General features: G+C 37.7%; 15 protein-coding genes. 4 read left to right on the top strand and 11 right to left on the bottom strand.

Annotated elements, in window-relative coordinates; all coding sequences use genetic code 11:
• Positions 1-39 precede the first annotated feature (39 nt).
• Together CBF35_RS10670 and CBF35_RS10665 are read right to left on the bottom strand one after the other, a co-directional pair.
• Positions 40-1,818: an ABC transporter ATP-binding protein gene (locus CBF35_RS10670; RefSeq protein WP_126780973.1), complete on the bottom strand. Its 1,779-nt coding sequence runs from the start codon at positions 1,816-1,818 to the stop codon at positions 40-42.
• Positions 1,815-3,545, bottom strand: a complete 1,731-nt coding sequence (locus CBF35_RS10665; RefSeq protein WP_126780971.1) for an ABC transporter ATP-binding protein — start codon at positions 3,543-3,545, stop codon at positions 1,815-1,817. Before CBF35_RS10665 ends, CBF35_RS10670 begins: the two co-directional genes overlap by 4 nt.
• Positions 3,546-3,949: 404 nt before the next feature.
• Between CBF35_RS10665 and CBF35_RS10660 the strand changes: the two genes are divergently transcribed.
• Together CBF35_RS10660 and rnjA are read left to right on the top strand one after the other, a co-directional pair.
• Entirely contained in the window at positions 3,950-4,165 is a 216-nt protein-coding gene (locus CBF35_RS10660) for a DNA-directed RNA polymerase subunit epsilon (protein WP_126780969.1), read from the top strand.
• Between the two features lies 1 nt (position 4,166).
• Complete coding sequence (rnjA, locus tag CBF35_RS10655; protein ID WP_126780967.1) at positions 4,167-5,843, top strand: ribonuclease J1; 1,677 nt, start codon at positions 4,167-4,169, stop codon at positions 5,841-5,843.
• A 54-nt stretch (positions 5,844-5,897) separates the two neighbouring features.
• Here the strand turns inward: rnjA and CBF35_RS10650 are convergent, their stop codons facing one another.
• The 5 genes from CBF35_RS10650 to CBF35_RS10630 all read right to left on the bottom strand — a co-directional run bounded on the left by CBF35_RS10650 (position 5,898) and on the right by CBF35_RS10630 (position 9,584).
• Positions 5,898-6,338 (bottom strand): universal stress protein, encoded by a 441-nt coding sequence (locus CBF35_RS10650; RefSeq protein WP_126780965.1) that lies wholly within the window; start codon positions 6,336-6,338, stop codon positions 5,898-5,900.
• 110 nt (positions 6,339-6,448) lie between these two features.
• On the bottom strand, positions 6,449-6,790 hold the full coding sequence (locus CBF35_RS10645; RefSeq protein ID WP_126781043.1) for a rhodanese-like domain-containing protein: 342 nt from the start codon (positions 6,788-6,790) through the stop codon (positions 6,449-6,451).
• A 75-nt stretch (positions 6,791-6,865) separates the two neighbouring features.
• On the bottom strand, positions 6,866-8,059 hold the full coding sequence (locus tag CBF35_RS10640) for an ROK family glucokinase (RefSeq protein WP_193992614.1): 1,194 nt from the start codon (positions 8,057-8,059) through the stop codon (positions 6,866-6,868).
• Positions 8,060-8,277: 218 nt separating this feature from the next.
• Positions 8,278-9,024, bottom strand: a complete 747-nt coding sequence (locus tag CBF35_RS10635) for a rhomboid family intramembrane serine protease (protein ID WP_126780961.1) — start codon at positions 9,022-9,024, stop codon at positions 8,278-8,280.
• Complete coding sequence (locus tag CBF35_RS10630) at positions 9,021-9,584, bottom strand: 5-formyltetrahydrofolate cyclo-ligase (RefSeq protein ID WP_126780959.1); 564 nt, start codon at positions 9,582-9,584, stop codon at positions 9,021-9,023. Before CBF35_RS10630 ends, CBF35_RS10635 begins: the two co-directional genes overlap by 4 nt.
• A 232-nt stretch (positions 9,585-9,816) precedes the next feature.
• Between CBF35_RS10630 and CBF35_RS10625 the strand changes: the two genes are divergently transcribed.
• Entirely contained in the window at positions 9,817-10,779 is a 963-nt protein-coding gene (locus CBF35_RS10625) for an ABC transporter ATP-binding protein (protein ID WP_126780957.1), read from the top strand.
• Complete coding sequence (locus tag CBF35_RS10620) at positions 10,780-11,574, top strand: ABC transporter permease (protein WP_126780955.1); 795 nt, start codon at positions 10,780-10,782, stop codon at positions 11,572-11,574.
• Positions 11,575-11,637: 63 nt separating this feature from the next.
• On the opposite strand, the gene rpmG is transcribed toward CBF35_RS10620, so the two are convergent.
• The 4 genes from rpmG to CBF35_RS10600 all read right to left on the bottom strand — a co-directional run bounded on the left by rpmG (position 11,638) and on the right by CBF35_RS10600 (position 16,783).
• On the bottom strand, positions 11,638-11,787 hold the full coding sequence (rpmG, locus tag CBF35_RS10615) for a 50S ribosomal protein L33 (RefSeq protein WP_023606847.1): 150 nt from the start codon (positions 11,785-11,787) through the stop codon (positions 11,638-11,640).
• A 161-nt stretch (positions 11,788-11,948) separates the two neighbouring features.
• Positions 11,949-14,078, bottom strand: coding sequence for a peptidoglycan D,D-transpeptidase FtsI family protein (locus CBF35_RS10610; RefSeq protein ID WP_126780953.1), 2,130 nt, complete (start codon positions 14,076-14,078; stop codon positions 11,949-11,951).
• A gap of 204 nt (positions 14,079-14,282) precedes the next feature.
• A complete protein-coding gene (gene thrS / locus CBF35_RS10605; RefSeq protein WP_211345308.1) occupies positions 14,283-16,223 on the bottom strand; it encodes a threonine--tRNA ligase in 1,941 nt (646 codons plus the stop codon).
• 380 nt (positions 16,224-16,603) lie between these two features.
• Positions 16,604-16,783, bottom strand: a complete 180-nt coding sequence (locus CBF35_RS10600) for a 2-hydroxymuconate tautomerase (protein WP_126780949.1) — start codon at positions 16,781-16,783, stop codon at positions 16,604-16,606.
• Positions 16,784-16,785 lie beyond the last annotated feature (2 nt).

Below are 16,785 nucleotides of genomic sequence, written 5' to 3'. Positions count from 1 at the left end.
AGCAGTCAGAGCCAAGGCTCCAACTGCTTTTTAAGTCGATTAGGAAAGAACTTCTTCGTAATCCCCTTCTTCATCAAATTGACTATTGTATAACTGCTCATAAAAACCACCAGTCGCAAGTAGCTCATCATGAGTTCCTTGTTCGATGATTTCTCCTTGATTCATGACTAAGATTAAATCAGCATCACGGATTGTTGACAAGCGGTGAGCAATGACAAAGCTCGTCCGACCTTCCATGACTCTCGCCATGGCTTTTTGAATTAAAGCTTCTAGGCGGGTATCGACAGAACTTGTGGCTTCATCAAGAATTAAAATCTTCGGATTAGAGATAACGGCTCGGGCAATCGTTAATAATTGCTTTTGACCGAGAGAGACGTTGCCAGCTTCTTCATCGATAGCCATTTCATAACCGTTGGGCATCGTCCGAATAAAGTGATGAACATTGGCTGTTTTAGCGGCATCAACGACTTCATAATCCGTAGCATCTAATTTACCAAAGCGAATGTTTTCCCCAATTGTGTCGTGGTATAACCAAGCATCTTGGAGAACCATACCAAAGAGTGAACGTACTTCACTCCGATTCATCCGCTTCATGTCAATGCCATCAATTTTAATCGCACCTGAATCAACATCATAGAAACGCATTAACAAGTTAATCAACGTTGTTTTCCCAGCGCCAGTTGGCCCAACGATTGCCACAGTTTGACCTGGTTTCACTTCAAAGCTTAAATCTTTAATTAGCGGTTTACGTTCATCGTAACTAAAAGCCACATGCTCAAATTTAACATGTCCTTCCACTGTGGCAGGAACAGGTGTGTCTTGATCATTGACTAGTTCTTCTTCTTCATCTAAAATTTCAAAAATTCTAGTCGTTGAAGCCGAAGCACTTTGCAATACAGCTGCTAGCTGGGTGACTTGCCCCATCGGTTGATTGACTTGCCAAATATATTGAATAAAGGCTTGTAAGTTTCCGACCGTTAAGCTGCCGGCAATAATAAAGAAACTTCCTAGGACTGCCACAACAATATACGCAATGTAAGCTGTAAATTGCACTAAGGGCATCATTAAGCCTGAAATAAAGGCTGATTTAAAGCCAAAATGTGATAAACGGTGACTCACTTCTTTAAAGCCATCTAAAGATTGCTCTTCTCGACCGTATAGCTTTAAGACATTAAAGCCAGTCATATTTTCCGTGACATAGCCATTTAAATCCCCTAAAGCATTTTGTTGTTCTTGGAAATACTTCTGAGACTTAGAGACAATGTAACGAGATAAAAGAATTGAGGCTGGAATCATTAAAATCGCAATTAAAGCCATTTGGACATTTAAGACAAACATCATTGTTCCAGCCATGGTAATTCCAAGAAAAGCCGTAATGACCGCCATAAAACTTTGTTGCATCGCATTACTCACTGCGTCAACATCATTGGTGACCCGGGAAAGGACTTCCCCTTGTTGGTGAGTATCAAAATACGAAACTGGCAAGCGATTAATCTTTTCGGCAATGTCCGTTCGCAGATCTTTCATTGCTCGTTGGACGACTTTAGTCATTAAGACTTGACCAAAGTATTGGGCCAAACTATAAAGGACGGTAATCACTAACATCCAAAAAATTGTCATCAAAATGTAGTTGAAATTAATCGTTTCTTTATTCGTGACATTTTTTAAAATTTCTGTCGTTGGTAAACCAGTTACGTAGGGTAGCACCGCATTCAATGCCACAAAAGAAACGGTGAAAAAGACAGAGAACCAAAACATCAATTGATAAGGACGAATATAGGTCCATAAGCGTTTTAGCGATTTGATTGAATTTTTCATGCTAATTCCTCCTCTGACAATTGCGATGACGCAATATCGTAATAGATGTCACAGGTTTTTAGGAGCTCTTTATGAGTCCCCATTGCGACTAAATTACCTTCGTTAAGCACGACAATCTTATCAGCATTCATAATCGTACTAACCCGTTGGGCGACAATTAAGACCGTTGACTCCGTCGTTTCTTCTTTCAAACGGGCTCGCAAGTTGGCGTCAGTCTTATAATCTAACGCTGAGAAACTATCATCGAAGACATAAATGGCTGGTCGACGAATAATCGCCCGGGCAATCGCTAAACGTTGTTTCTGACCACCAGAGAAGTTCGCGCCACCTTCTGATAACATTTCAGCATAGCCATCAGCTTTTTGTGAGATAAACTCTGTTGCTTGAGCAACATCTGCGGCGTATAAGAAATCTTCTTCGGTAGCATCTTCTTTACCAAAAGCCATGTTTTCTTTAATCGTCCCTGTAAATAACAACGCTTTTTGCGGGATATAACCAATTTTATTCCGTAAGGCAGCTAACTGATAGTCTTTAACATTCACACCATCAATCAAAATTTCACCTTTAGTCACATCATAAAAGCGGGGAATTAACTGAATCAACGTTGATTTACCACTACCAGTACTACCAATAAAAGCCACTGTTTCACCTGGATTAGCCGTAAAACTAACGTCCCGAATGACTGGGCTCTCAGTTGCACCTGGATAAGCGAAAGTCACGTTCTTAAACTCAATCACCCCATTAGTTGCTGTTTCAGTTACCCCAGTCGGATTTTCTGAAATTGAAGTCTTTGTATCAAGGACTTCTTGAATCCGACCAGCGGACACAGCTGCTCGTGGGTACATCATAAAGACTGTTGCAAAGAGCATAAATGAGAACAAGGCGTGGAACACATATTCGATAAAGGAAATTAATTTCCCGACTTCTAGTTGCCCTAATTCAATCTCCTTTGCTCCAAACCAAATGACTAAAACCATAATAATATTAAACAAGAAAAAGAAAGCTGGTTGAGCAATTGCAACGAGTTTAAAAAGTTTCGTTGAACTTTCCGTATAGTTGCTATTGACTTTATCAAAGCGTTTCTCTTCAAATTTTTCATTAACAAAGGCTCGAATGACTCGCAAACCTGATAAATTTTCTCTTAAAATCAAATTGATTTTGTCTAAGTTCTTTTGTTGTTTTTCCGAAAGTGGTTCTGAAATTTTAGCTAAAATCACCACGCCAATCAGTAACAACGGAATAGCGAAAAAGACAAATTTTGACAGTGAGACACTTTCACGCATAATCATGTAAAGACTAGCAGTAAACATCATTGGTGTCATAAAACCAGTTCGCAAAAGCATCCCTAAGAACATCATTACTTGATAAGCATCATTCGTCGTTCTCGTAATTAAGGAAGACACGCCTAATTGCTCATATTCTTGATGAGAAAAAGTTTGCATGTTTTTATACATATCATCACGAATATCAATAATAATTGAGGTATTTAAACGGGCGCCAAAATAAGTTAATAAGATGTTTAGTGTAATCCCAATTAAGGTAATCACAATCATAAAGATCCCCATCATTTTCACATATTCAAAATCCCCTTGTTTTACGCCTGTGTCAATCATTTTACCAAGTAGTGTTGGCAAACCTAACTCAATAATAATAAAGCCAAAGACACATAAAAAATTAAAAAAGAGCAATTTTTTATGGCGCATTGTATACTCCCACATTAGTTTCAACTAATCATCTCCAATCCTTCTTTACAGCATATTTTAAGGAATAAAATACACATTATATTTAACTAGTTAAATATAGCACACAATTAAAGACGAAAACAAACTTTACCTATTATATAAAAAGACTCTTTGTTACCTCCTTCCTATACTTATTCCTGAAATTATGATAGAATTATTTTAATTGTAATGCACACATCTTTTATAAAACAGTTAGCTATGTAAGTCTACATACAAACAAAATGAGACGAATTCAAGGTTTCATTTCTCTAGTAACCAGTGTTATAGAGAGTTTCATAAAAAAAGTAGGTGAATTTCGCCTGATTTTGGTGTGTTCAAATCTTAGTTTTTATAAACAACAATAATAATAATAATACGCATAGCAAACTATGCATGAAGGAGAATGATATATGATTTTCAAAGTATACTACCAAGCAACAAAGATTAGAAACCCAAAAAGAGAGCAAACACAGGTTTTATATATTGAAGCCGAAACAGAAGTTGCTGCTCGTCAATTAGTTGAAGACAATACCCCATACAACATTGAATTAGTTCAGTTACTTGATGGTAACCACTTGGACTATGAAAAAGAAAATACAGAGTTTTCATTAACGGTGTTTAACTAAGATGAAACCCAATATAAAAAACAATGAAACAGGTGTTTTTGGCATTGGTGGACTTGGTGAAATCGGAAAAAATACATACGGGGTACAATTTCAAGATGAAATCATTATTGTTGATGCTGGGATTAAATTTCCAGAAGACGACTTACTTGGAATTGACTATGTAATTCCAGATTATAGCTACATCGTGCAAAACATCAAAAAGGTCAAAGCCTTAGTTATTACTCACGGCCACGAAGATCATATTGGTGGCGTCCCTTACTTATTAAAACAAGTGAATATTCCGATTTATGCTGGACCTTTAGCGCTGGCTTTAATAAAAAACAAACTAGAAGAACACGGCCTTTTACGGGAAGCAGAACTTCATGAAATTAATGAAGACACTGTCATTAAATTCCGGAAAACCGCAGTCAGCTTCTTCCGAACGACTCATAGTATTCCTGATGCATTAGGTGTTGTTGTTAAAACACCTTCAGGTAATATTGTTTGTACAGGGGATTTCAAGTTTGACTTCACTCCGGTGGGTGACCCACCTAACTTACAAAAAATGGCTAAAATTGGTGAAGAAGGCGTTCTGTGTATGTTATCTGATAGTACAAATGCCGAAGTTCCTGGTTTTACTAAATCTGAAAAAACGATTGGTAAATCAATTGAACATATTTTCGAGAAAATCGAAGGACGAATTATTTTCGCTACCTTCGCTTCCAATATTTTCCGTCTTCAACAAACGGCGATGGCTGCTGTTAAAACCGGCCGTAAAGTCGCAGTCTTTGGGCGAAGTATGGAAAACGCCATCATCAATGGTCAAAAACTTGGTTACATCAACGTACCAGATGATACTTTTATTGACGCTCGTCAAATCAACAGTGTCCCTGCTAACGAAATGTTAATCTTATGTACTGGTTCTCAAGGTGAACCAATGGCTGCTCTAAGTCGAATTGCTAACGGGACTCACCGTCAAATTTCAATTCAACCTGGTGATAACGTGATCTTCTCAAGTTCACCAATTCCTGGCAATACTACAAGTGTTAACCGAGTAATTAATTTACTTTCTGAAGCTGGTGCCGAAGTGATTCATGGAAAAGTTAACAACATCCATACTTCAGGTCACGGTGGTCAAGAAGAACAAAAATTAATGTTAAGCTTAATGCGTCCTAAATACTTCATGCCTGTTCATGGTGAGTACCGGATGTTAAAAGTTCATACCCAACTTGCCCAAGATACTGGTGTGCCAAAAGAAAATTGTTACATTTTAGAAAATGGTGATGTCTTAGCCTTAACACCTGAAAGCGCTCGTGTTGCTGGTCACTTTAATGCTGGTGATGTTTACGTCGACGGTAACGGAGTTGGCGATATCGGTAACATCGTTTTACGTGATCGCCGGATTCTTTCAGAAGAAGGCCTTGTCTTAGCGGTTATTACTGTTAACTATAAAAAACAACAAATTATGGCTGGTCCAGATATTTTATCTCGTGGCTTTATCTACATGCGTGAATCTGGAGATTTGATTAATCAATGCCAACGGATTTTAGCCCGTGCAATTAATAAAGCGCTAAAAGAGCCAAACTGTAATGAAGCAATGTTAAAAGACATTATTGTTAAAACCTTAGATCCTTTCTTAGTTGAAAAAACCGAAAGACATCCAATGATTTTACCAATGATTTTAACCTCAGATAATTAAGCAAAAAAGTTAGGAAGACTTGTCCAATGACAGTCCTTCCTAACTTTTTTTAATTTAATGTTGCTTTACTACTAAAACGTTACATTTAGCATGTTGAACGACGTAATTTGTTGTTGAACCGATGATCATTCGATTAACAACTCCACGACCAGTTGCCCCAATTATAATTAAATCAATCTCAAATTGTTCAGGTACTGTCCGGGCAATACTTGTTTTAGGATTTTCTAACCGAACGAGAGGCACCACATTTTTCAAACGATGATTGGCTGTATAACTGACGTATTTTTCCATTTCTGCTTCAGCAGCTTTTTGTTCCCCATCCATAATCTCCCCATAAGCAAAAGGACTATAAGAACCGGCTTGGTCGTTGATGACTTGTAAAATATAGAGTGTGGCTTCGTTCCGTTTCGCCACCGCCACTGCATGTTTAAAGGCACGACTACTATTATCAGATCCGTCCACAGCGACTAATATTCGTTGGTATGTTTCTAACATTGAAAGCACTCCTCTCTTAATACTTTCATTATAACACGTTAAAAGAACGCTTTCACAATTATTTACTACAAAAAAAGTTTGAGAAGAATATCTTTCTCAAACTTTTTTAATTATTTCTTTTTAATTTTACCGGTCCAGCCGTTGTATCCACCTTTTAAGATGTAAACATCCGTATAGCCATTTTTACGTAACACATTAGCTGCGCGAATACTTAAGGTTTTCTTTTGGTCGTATAAGAAAATTGGTAAATCTTTTCTTAATGACCCTTGAGATTGTTTAAACATTGAATAAGGAACACTGCGAGCCCCTAAAATATGACCAGCATCAAAGGATGATTTTTCACGAACATCAATGATTTGACCTTTTCTCATTCGCTCTTTAAACTCTTCTTCAGTAATGGTTTTAGCTGAGCGTTTTGCCATCATGCGAAGGTATAACTCATTGCCGCCCATTCCTAAAAGGATTGCTGCTAAAATAATATTAATCGTTAATAATGTTGGATTCACTTGCTTGCTTCCTCTCTAACTCTAATCTGCTGTTTTAAACTGTAATGCTAAAGAACTTGCGCCGATGACACCAGCTTCATTTCCAAGTTGGGCTAATTTAATCTTAGTGCTTTCCGTAACTTGGGGGAAAGTGAACTCGTTAAAATAAGTCTGAATGCGACTTCTTAAGAACTCCCCAGCTGCTGACACCCCGCCACCAATAACAATATCAGTTGGGTTTAACATATTACCGATATTACCACATGCTAGGCCTAAATAAAAGGAAACTTTATCAACAACCATCAAAGCAAAATCATCCCCTGCCACGGCTTCGTCAAAAACGACTTTACTCGTAACATCTTGACCGTCATCAATCATATATTTCAAGGTTGATTCACCGGCATAACTTTCAGCCATCGTTCGCGCTAAGCGGACAACACCAGTAGCACTAGCCACTGTTTCCAGACAGCCTTTTTTACCACAAGTACAATCGAAACCAGTTGGTTCAACCGTAATATGGCCGATTTCACCAGCTGCCCCAGCAACACCGTGAAGCAATTGACCTTCAGCGATGATTCCACCACCGACACCAGTCCCTAATGTAATAAAGGTAACGTCAGGACTGTTTTCACCAGCACCTTGCCAGCGCTCGCCTAGAGCAGCCACGTTCGCATCGTTATCTAAAGCAAAAGGAATTCCTAAGGCTTTTTCGATGTCTTTTTTGACTTCTTGTTTCGTTTTCCAGTTTAAGTTGTAGGCTCCGATGACTGTCCCAGCTTCCCGATCAACCGTTCCTGGTGTTCCCATGCCGATGCCGATAAAGTCGTCTTTTGTCATATTATACATTTCTAGACGATGTTTAATCGAAGCAATAATATCAGGAACGATTAACGTTCCCTCCTCGGCGCTATTCGTTTCAATGCTCCACTTTTGTTGCACTTCACCAGCTTCCGTTAAAATAGCGAATTTAGCTGTTGTGCCACCTAAGTCAATTCCAATTAATTTACGATTCACTGTTATTTCCTCCTTATGATTGAGCTCTCGCTGTCTTTCAAGGTCATGCTCTCGTGTTAAAACACTTTTGGCTGTTTGATAAACTTTCAAGTCTAACATACCAGCTTGATACAAACTATCAAGTTCAATGCCAATCATTTCAATATCCCATAACCGTTTGCCTAAATAAACATATGACCCAAAGCGCTTTAATAATTGTTGCACATCATAAAGCGTTCTCAATTTTGCCACTTCCTCTTAGTATAATCGCTACAAGCCTAAGCTAAGTCACAATGGGCCTTAGTCTAGACTTGTTCATTAAAAACCACTCAATTTAAATTATACCTAACAACTAGGTCTTTTGGCAATGAATTATCGGTTTTTCAGCATCTTTTAACTGACTTTTCAGCACTCTGCTAGATTTGTTAACAAATAAAAAAACTAGCTGAAATTTCAACTAGTTAAAAACTACCGTAGTTCATAATTTTGTAAAGACAAATCCCAATAAAAAAGACTAAAATTAAGACTGCTCGGATTTTTTGGTGAATGTCTACTTCCAGCCTATCATAACGACTACCTTTAACTGAAGGTAAAGAGATTAACAAGCCTAAGATAAAGCCACCAATCACGCCACCAACATGGCCTAACATGTCAATTCGCGTACTAAACAAATTGAAAATTAAGTTCATAATAATTAACGTTTGCATTCGTTGAGCCATAAATTGAATCGTTGGGTGATAACGATAGACTCGGCCTAAAGCGACAAAAATCCCGAATAAACCAAATAGGGATGTACTTGCCCCGGCGGAAACTGCAAGGGGGTTACCAAAAGCCAAGCTTAACAGATTACCTGAAATCCCTGATAATAAGTAAACAAGTAAAAAACGCCAATGGCCTAATAATCCTTCTAATTGTAAGCCAATAAAATACAAAGTTAAGGAATTTACGATTAAATGCATTAAACCGATGTGGACAAAAATTGGTGAAATTAAGCGCCAATATTCATGGCCGACAATCACTAATTCCTTGTCCATAGCACCGTACTGGACTAAAATACTTGATACTTGTGAGCCATCTAGCCCATACCCTCGAGCTAAGCCTGCTAACGTCATGCCTAAGAAAACTAATAGTTGAATGCCTAATAATAGCCAAACCATCCAAGGTTGATTTTTCAAACGTTTTAATTGCATCTCTTGTTGATAATTCATTCATTTCTCCTTGTCTCTTGATTATTTTCAATAATTAACTGCTGGACAGCTATATCATAAGGCTGAGGTTCCCAATTACTAACCAGTTGTTCTTGCAAGACTAAACTACAAGTTTTCCCTTGGTAGTCTGCCAAATAACGGTCATAAAAACCACCACCAAAGCCAATCCGATAACCATCTGGGCGAAAGCCAACACCTGGCACAATGATTAAATCAAGATCATTTTTACTTATTATAACACCTTTTTTCGGCTCTAATACGCCAAAAGCAGATTCTTCATAAACTGTTCTAAGATTTGTCTTAATAAAAACCATTGCTTTTTCTTGCGTGATTTTAGGGACAACCATCAACTTACCTTCCGCTTGCCCTCTTGCTAAAATTTCTTCAGTGGCGACCTCCACTCCTAAACTAATCGTCACTGCCACTGTTTCTGACTTTTTCCAAAGACTGGAACTAAATAACTTAGTTAGTAGTTCTGCTTCTTTCGCTTTCTTCACCTCAGGGTCATGAGACAGTTCAGTTAATTTAGCTAAGACTTCTTGACGAATGATTTTTTTCATAGAGCTTCCCGCCTAACTTTTTTACTTTTATTAACTTGCTTTTAACTTCAGCTAACTAAGCAACTTCTTCAAGTGCCCCTTAGTCTGTGTGCCTACTTTACTAACTCATAATAACATAAACCCTGACTATCCCACTAATAGTTATTAAATTAATTTACTTGACTTTTTGTGTTTACAATCGTAAACTCTAGCTATAGATTACAAACGTAATCGAAAATTGGAGGGGAATTTTATGACAACTATTTTAGAAGTTCAAAACTTAAAAAAAGTTTATCAAAAGAAAAACGGCGGTACTCATACTGCTGTCAACGGCATTTCCTTTGCACTCAAAAAAGGCGAAATTTTTAGTTTTTTAGGGCCTAATGGGGCTGGAAAAAGTACCACAATTAATATGCTGACAACTCAATTATCACCAACTTCTGGCAAGATTTTATTTCAAGGTCAAAGCATTACTGACAATCCTAGTTTAGTCAGAAGTAAAGTTGGCATCGTCGCTCAACACAACAACTTAGACCGGGGCTTAACTGCCCGTGAAAATTTAATTTACCACGGACGCTACTTCGGCATGAGTCATCAAGAAGTAAACCGTAAGGCCGATGAGTTACTAGCGAGTTTCGGTTTAACGGATTGGCAAAATGAATACGTTAAAAGCTTTTCAGGTGGCATGGCTCAACGATTAAAAATTGCTCGGGCGATTATGCACGAACCTGATATTCTCTTTTTAGATGAACCGACAACTGGTCTTGATCCTGCTTACCGAGAAATTTTGTGGGAGCATGTTTTAAGATTGAATAAAGAAAAACAGACAACAGTCTTTTTAACTACTCACTATATGGAAGAACCAGAACGCTTCTCCGATCGAATCGTTATTTACAATCAAGGGGAAATTAAAGCCATCGGGACAGTGGCTGAATTACGAGAACTCGTCCCTGCTAAAAATGTGATTTCGATTACCCTTAATCAAATCACCCCTAGATTAATTAACGCGATTAAAAATATGCCAGGAGTCAAAGAAGTCTTTCAAAAGAACGAAAAATCACTAGTTGTCTACGGTGATAATAGTCACACGCTTTTAACTGAAGTCATTAGCTTAATCGAAAAACAAGCTGAAACTTTAGAGAGTATTAATTTAAGTGTCACAACTTTAGACGATATCTTTATTCAATTAACTAATCAATCCCAGGAGGACAAATAAATGACAGCAACTAATATAAAACAAAGCCAAGTCTTTTGGACGATGGTCAAACGAGACTTAGTTATTCAAAAGCGCAACTGGTTAGAATTCATCTTTAGAGTCGGTATGTTGCCCTTTATCTTAATTTTAACTTATGGTTATATTTTACCAAGAATAGGGATTTTATCAGCGGATTTTCCTAATCAAATGTTCCCCGGTATGGTTGGAATGAGCTTACTAGTAACAGGAATTCATGGGACTGCTGTTCCTCTTTCCATGGACTTTAATAATTCACGAGAAATTGAGGACCGCTTGCAAGCCCCGGTTAATATCCGTTTGACTGCTTGGGCGAAGATGTTCGTCGGCATCATTGAATCTTGGATTGGCGCCTTAATCGTCTTACCAATTTCCTTAATTTTTATGGGAAATCATTTAAATATCCAACTTGATTTAGCAAGCAGTTTCTTACTTTTGGGCATTTTAATTATTAGTTCGATTACTTCTGCTGCCTTAGGCTTATTAGTCGGAACGATTGTTAAACCAATGCAAATTTCCGCTATGTTCCCAGGCTTTTTAATGCCTTTAATTTTCACTGGTGCAATTTTCTTTAGTTGGTCAGCTTTATCAGCAACTCCAATCATCAAATGGTTAGTGTTAGTTAACCCCTTAGTTTACATTAATGAAGCCTTACGTTTCGCCATGACTTCCTCAACTGAAACAATGCCGATTATGGTCAGCTTAGTTGGCATCTTATTATTCACTGTAGTGATGTCTATTATTGGTTTGAAACGCTTTAGTAAAATGGCTGTCCGTTAATTTAAAATACAAAAAAAGCTAAGACTCTTAAAAATAAGGGTCTTAGCTTTTTATAATCGTTGACTATTTTGTTTCACGGTGAAGCGTAACTTTACGCTCACGCGGACAATATTTTTTAACTTCTAAACGATCTGGATTGTTACGTTTGTTTTTGTTAGATAAATAGTTACGTTCTTTACATTCTGTACATTCTAATGTGATATGAACACGCATGATATTCCCTCCAAGCATTAATAAATAGAAGATTGCTCCTCTTACTTGAATTATCATATCATTTTTATTTAGAGATTACTAGCCTTTTTCGCAAATTTGTTAAGTACTTCTACTTTACAAAATAAAAAAGAGTGACATCTGGCTGACGTCACTCTTTTTCACTAGTCTTTTTCGTAAAAATCATAATAAGCATTTAAGATTTCTGCTGTAATTTTCGTATTCAAATTATCCTCTTCATCTTTTAAATGTGGCAATATAACTGTGACTGCAACTTTTGGATCATCGTAAGGCGCATAAGCTACCATTGTACTATTAACGAGGTTAATTGGGTTTTCAGGATCATTCGGATTGTTTTTTGGAACTTCCGCTGTTCCTGTTTTACCAGCAGCGACATACTTCGTTGAAGGCATTTCGTAAAACTGAGCCGTACCACCGTAATGATTAATCACTTGGTACATTCCTTCTTGGATAATCTCTAGCTGATCTTGAGTACCAACACTAGACATGATTTTTGGTGTAATATTTTGTTCCAACTCACCTAAACCACCATCAGCACTATTACCATAAACCCCTTTAACGACATGAGGCGCGACTTTTATGCCATCATTAGCGATCGTTGAAATATATTGAGCCACTTGCATCGTTGTATAGGCATCAAAGTTTCCATAAGATAAATCCAGTAAGTTACCCATCCGACCTTCGATTAAATTACCATCGTCAGTGTAATGGATTTTCGGAACTAAGCCATTGCTTTCTCCTGGCAAATCAATGCCAGTTGCTGTTCCTAAACCAAAACTCTCATAGCTGTTTCTTAAGGTTTGGAAAACGTTACTATGATCACCTAAAGTCATATTCGGTGTGTAAGTTTCACCCATCATTCCCATCACAATTTTCATCATGTAAACGTTGGAAGACCGTCTTAAGGCATCGATGGCTGTTAACGATTGAGGGCCACTAGTGAAAACTGATTTTTTAGGATTATCACCTTTAAGTTGAATCACTTCATCGACTAAGCTGTCATTTCCAGAAATAATGCCATTTTCGTAACCTGACATAATCGTTGCTCCTTTAATTACCGAGCCTGGAGTAAAGACATTATTAATCGTTCCTAACGTATCGTCTTTCAGTTCCCCAGTGTCTTCATCTCGAGCCAAACCAACCATAGCATTGATTTCACCCGTTTTAGGATGATTGACAACGGCATAAATACCTTCTGAATAAGCTGTTTTGCCTTTACCTTCGATGATTTGGTAGTTTTTCTCAAGAATCTCAGTGACTTTTTTCTGGAACTCCATGTCAATAGTTAAGACTAAGTTTTTACCTTTTTCACCTTCGTAAACTTCTTTATTTGATTCAATCTCATTTGTTTCTTTATTAATGATGACTTCTGATTGAGATTTAGTCCCTTTTAAAACTGATTCATATTGCTTTTCTAAGTAACTTAAACCAACTCGATCGTTGCGAGCATAGCCTTTAGCCAAGTAAGCAGCGCTCTCTTCTTCCGGTAAGCCGGTTTTTTCCGAAGAAACCGTTCCTAAGATACTCCGCATAAAATCTTCTCTTGGGTATTCCCGGTCCCAATCCATCCCCGTTGAAATTCCTGGTATCTCGGTAATGTTCTCACCAATAATCGCGACTTCTTCTTTTGTAACATTTTTATTTTTAATAAAAACTGGGGTCATGGCATAGGCCCCATTGATTCGTTTGAAGACTGTTGCGGCTTTTAACGTCTCTTGATCGAAAGCTATTTCTTCCTCAGTCACTTTATCAACTGTGTTGCTGTAAACTTCCGCATTTGATAAACTAGTTGCTTTTTCTTTATCTTTTAAGCGGCCTTGAGCGGCTTTTAAATTAGCAGCATCAGCTAACCAATAATCCTTTTTGTCTCGTTCGCTTAGTTTATCCGCTTCAATAGCAATTAAATTGACAATTTTCTCTGAAACAGTTCGCATTTCAGGGGTTTGCATCGTTTCTCGCTTCGTATAAATAATCGCTTGATTGGCTTCATTACCAACTAATACTTCACCTTTGGCATCATAAATCATTCCTCTGGGAGCATTGCCTTGAACAACTGTTTTTTGTGACCATTCAATCTTCGCTTCAAAAAAGCTGCCATGAGCAATTTGTAAGTAAGCTAACTGGACTAATAGTGCCACGAACAAACCAAAGACGACAAAGAACAAAAAGTTTAAGCGAAAGGGGATGTGAGATTTTTTGGTTGCCCCTTTGACTTCCGCCTTCTGTTCGGACTTTAATTTTTCTATAAATTTATTTTTAGGTTTTTCTTTCATTTTAATGATTCCTTCCAAACTTGTTTAATAATCGAGTTCAATTAGCCTAGGACTTCCCTAGCTTGAGTAAACTCGGTTGACTCTTGAAAGTATCTCATTTATTTAGCTGATTAGCAATTGAATTCCCTTTAACTTAATAAAATTATTACAATCAATTGAAATAAGAAAAGGATTGCTCTCTAAACTTAGGAGCAATCCTTTTAATTAATCTTTACGGCTATAATTTTTAACTTCAGCTATTACACTCTCAATGAAAACTTCCGCTAACATTGAGGCAGTTTCTTTACTGCCGTAGCGGCGAATATTAACTTCACCAGCTTCGACTTCTTTGTCTCCCACAACTACTTGATACGGGATTTTTTGCGTTTGCGAACTACGAATTTTGTAACCCATTTTTTCGTTCCGTTCATCGACTTCGAAACGTAAGCCTAGGCTAGCTAATTTTTCTTTGATCTCGAAAGCATAATCCATATGGTGATCATTACTAACAGGAATAATCGTTCCTTGAATCGGCGCTAACCAAGTCGGGAACGCCCCTTTGTGGACTTCTGTTAAGTGAGCCACAAAACGTTCCATCGTTGAGACAATTCCACGGTGGATAACAACTGGACGATGAGAGTTCTCACCATCTTCGCCAACGTAAGTTAGATCAAAACGTTCTGGTAATAAGAAATCTAATTGAATTGTTGACAAGGTTTCTTCAATTCCCATGGCTGTTTTAACTTGGACGTCAAGTTTTGGACCGTAGAAGGCTGCTTCCCCTTCTGCTTCAAAGTACTCTAAGCCCATTTCATCAACAGCTTCTTTGATCATTCTTTGAGCCTTATCCCACATCTCGTCATCGTCAAAGTATTTTTCAGTATTTTCAGGATCACGGTAACTTAACCGGAATTTGTAATCATCAATTGCAAAGTCATCATAAACAGCTAACATTAATTCTAATGTCCGTTTGAATTCCTCTTTGATTTGATCAGGGCGAACGAAAGTATGACCATCGTTTAATGTCATTTCTCGGACCCGTTGGAGACCTGATAAGGCACCACTCTTCTCATAACGGTGCATCATGCCAAGTTCAGCAATTCTAATTGGTAGTTCACGGTAACTGTGAACGTCGTTTTTATAAACCATCATATGATGAGGACAGTTCATTGGACGTAAAACGAGCATTTCACCATCACCCATGTCCATTGGTGGGAACATGTCTTCATGGTAATGATCCCAGTGACCAGAAGTTTTGTAAAACTCAACATTTGCCATAATTGGTGTGTAAACATGTTGATAACCTAAGCTGATCTCTTTGTCAGTAATGTAACGTTCGATTGTTCGACGAATTGTCGCACCATTTGGTAACCAGAAAGGTAAACCAGAACCAACATCAGAGTTTGTCATAAAGATGCCTAGCTCTTTCCCTAATTTACGGTGATCACGCTCTTTCATTTCTTCACGGAATTGTAAGTAATCTTTTAACGCTTTTTTATCAAAGAAGGCTGTTCCGTAAACCCGTTGCATCATTTGGTTATCGGAATTACCACGCCAGTAAGCACCTGCCACTGATAGTAATTTAAAGACTTGAATTCGACCAGTTGATGGCACGTGAACGCCACGACATAAATCAACAAAATCCCCTTGATCATAAACAGTGATTTCTTCATCTGCTGGTAAATCAGTAATCAATTCAACTTTATAAGGGTCTGCTTTAAATAATTCTAAAGCTTCCTCTTTAGTCACTGACTTACGGACAATTGGATTATTTTCTTTCACAATTTTCATCATTTCAGCTTCAATTTTCGGTAAATCTTCTTCCGAAATCGGCTGTGAACTATTATCAGTATCGTAGTAGAAGCCATTTTCAATAGCTGGACCTACGCCAAAATGAATCTCCGGAAATAGGCGACGAACAGCATTAGCCATTAAATGGGCTGTAGAGTGACGTAAAATTCCTAAAGCATCTTCGTGATCAGCAGTAACGATTTCGATCTTGCCGTCAACTTCTAAGGGGCGAACTAAATCGACTAGTTCACCGTTAAACTTACCGGCTAGAGCTTTTTTTGCTAAACTTTTGCTAATACTTTCAGCGATTTCAAATGTTGATGAGCCTTTTGGAAATTCTTTCAAAGCGCCATCTGGGAATGTAACATTAATAATTGACATGTGATTTCCTCCTATAGTTTATTACTTATTTTGGTCTGTTCAGTCAGAGATCTGAAACCTTTTGACAATAAAAAAAGCCTAATGTTTTGTAAATAACTTACAAAACATTAGGACGATAATGGTCGTGGTTCCACCTAAATTTTAGAATATTAGCTAGTAAACTCCCTTTGCTAACTTCTCTTAAGACGGGATAACGGTCCGGCCGACTTAGTTTCAAACTAAATTCTCGAAAGTGGTCAATAGTTAGCGATGTTTAGGAAAATTACAGCCAAGTTTTCCTTCTCTGAGAAACAGCATCTAATAATTGGTGTCTTTCTCACTGATAAAGACTATATTCATCTATTTAACCACGATTAAGGGACTTTGGCAATAGTTTATTTCTTAACCTTACCGGCTAAACCGTAATTTTCTTTTTCCATGTCACTAATAATAATTGAAACAGCCTCAGGACTAGCCCCAGTATTTTTAACAACGGCTGCTGTCACATCTTTGATTAAGCCGGCTTTTTGTTCTGGTGTCCGACCTGCTAACATTTGGATATTAATAATTGGCATAC

Origin of the sequence: Vagococcus salmoninarum (assembly GCF_003987495.1) — a bacterium.
Lineage (GTDB): Bacteria > Bacillota > Bacilli > Lactobacillales > Vagococcaceae > Vagococcus_D > Vagococcus_D salmoninarum.
The sequence above is the reverse complement of the archived record's forward strand: the minus strand, read 5'-3'. Positions and strand labels throughout refer to the sequence as shown.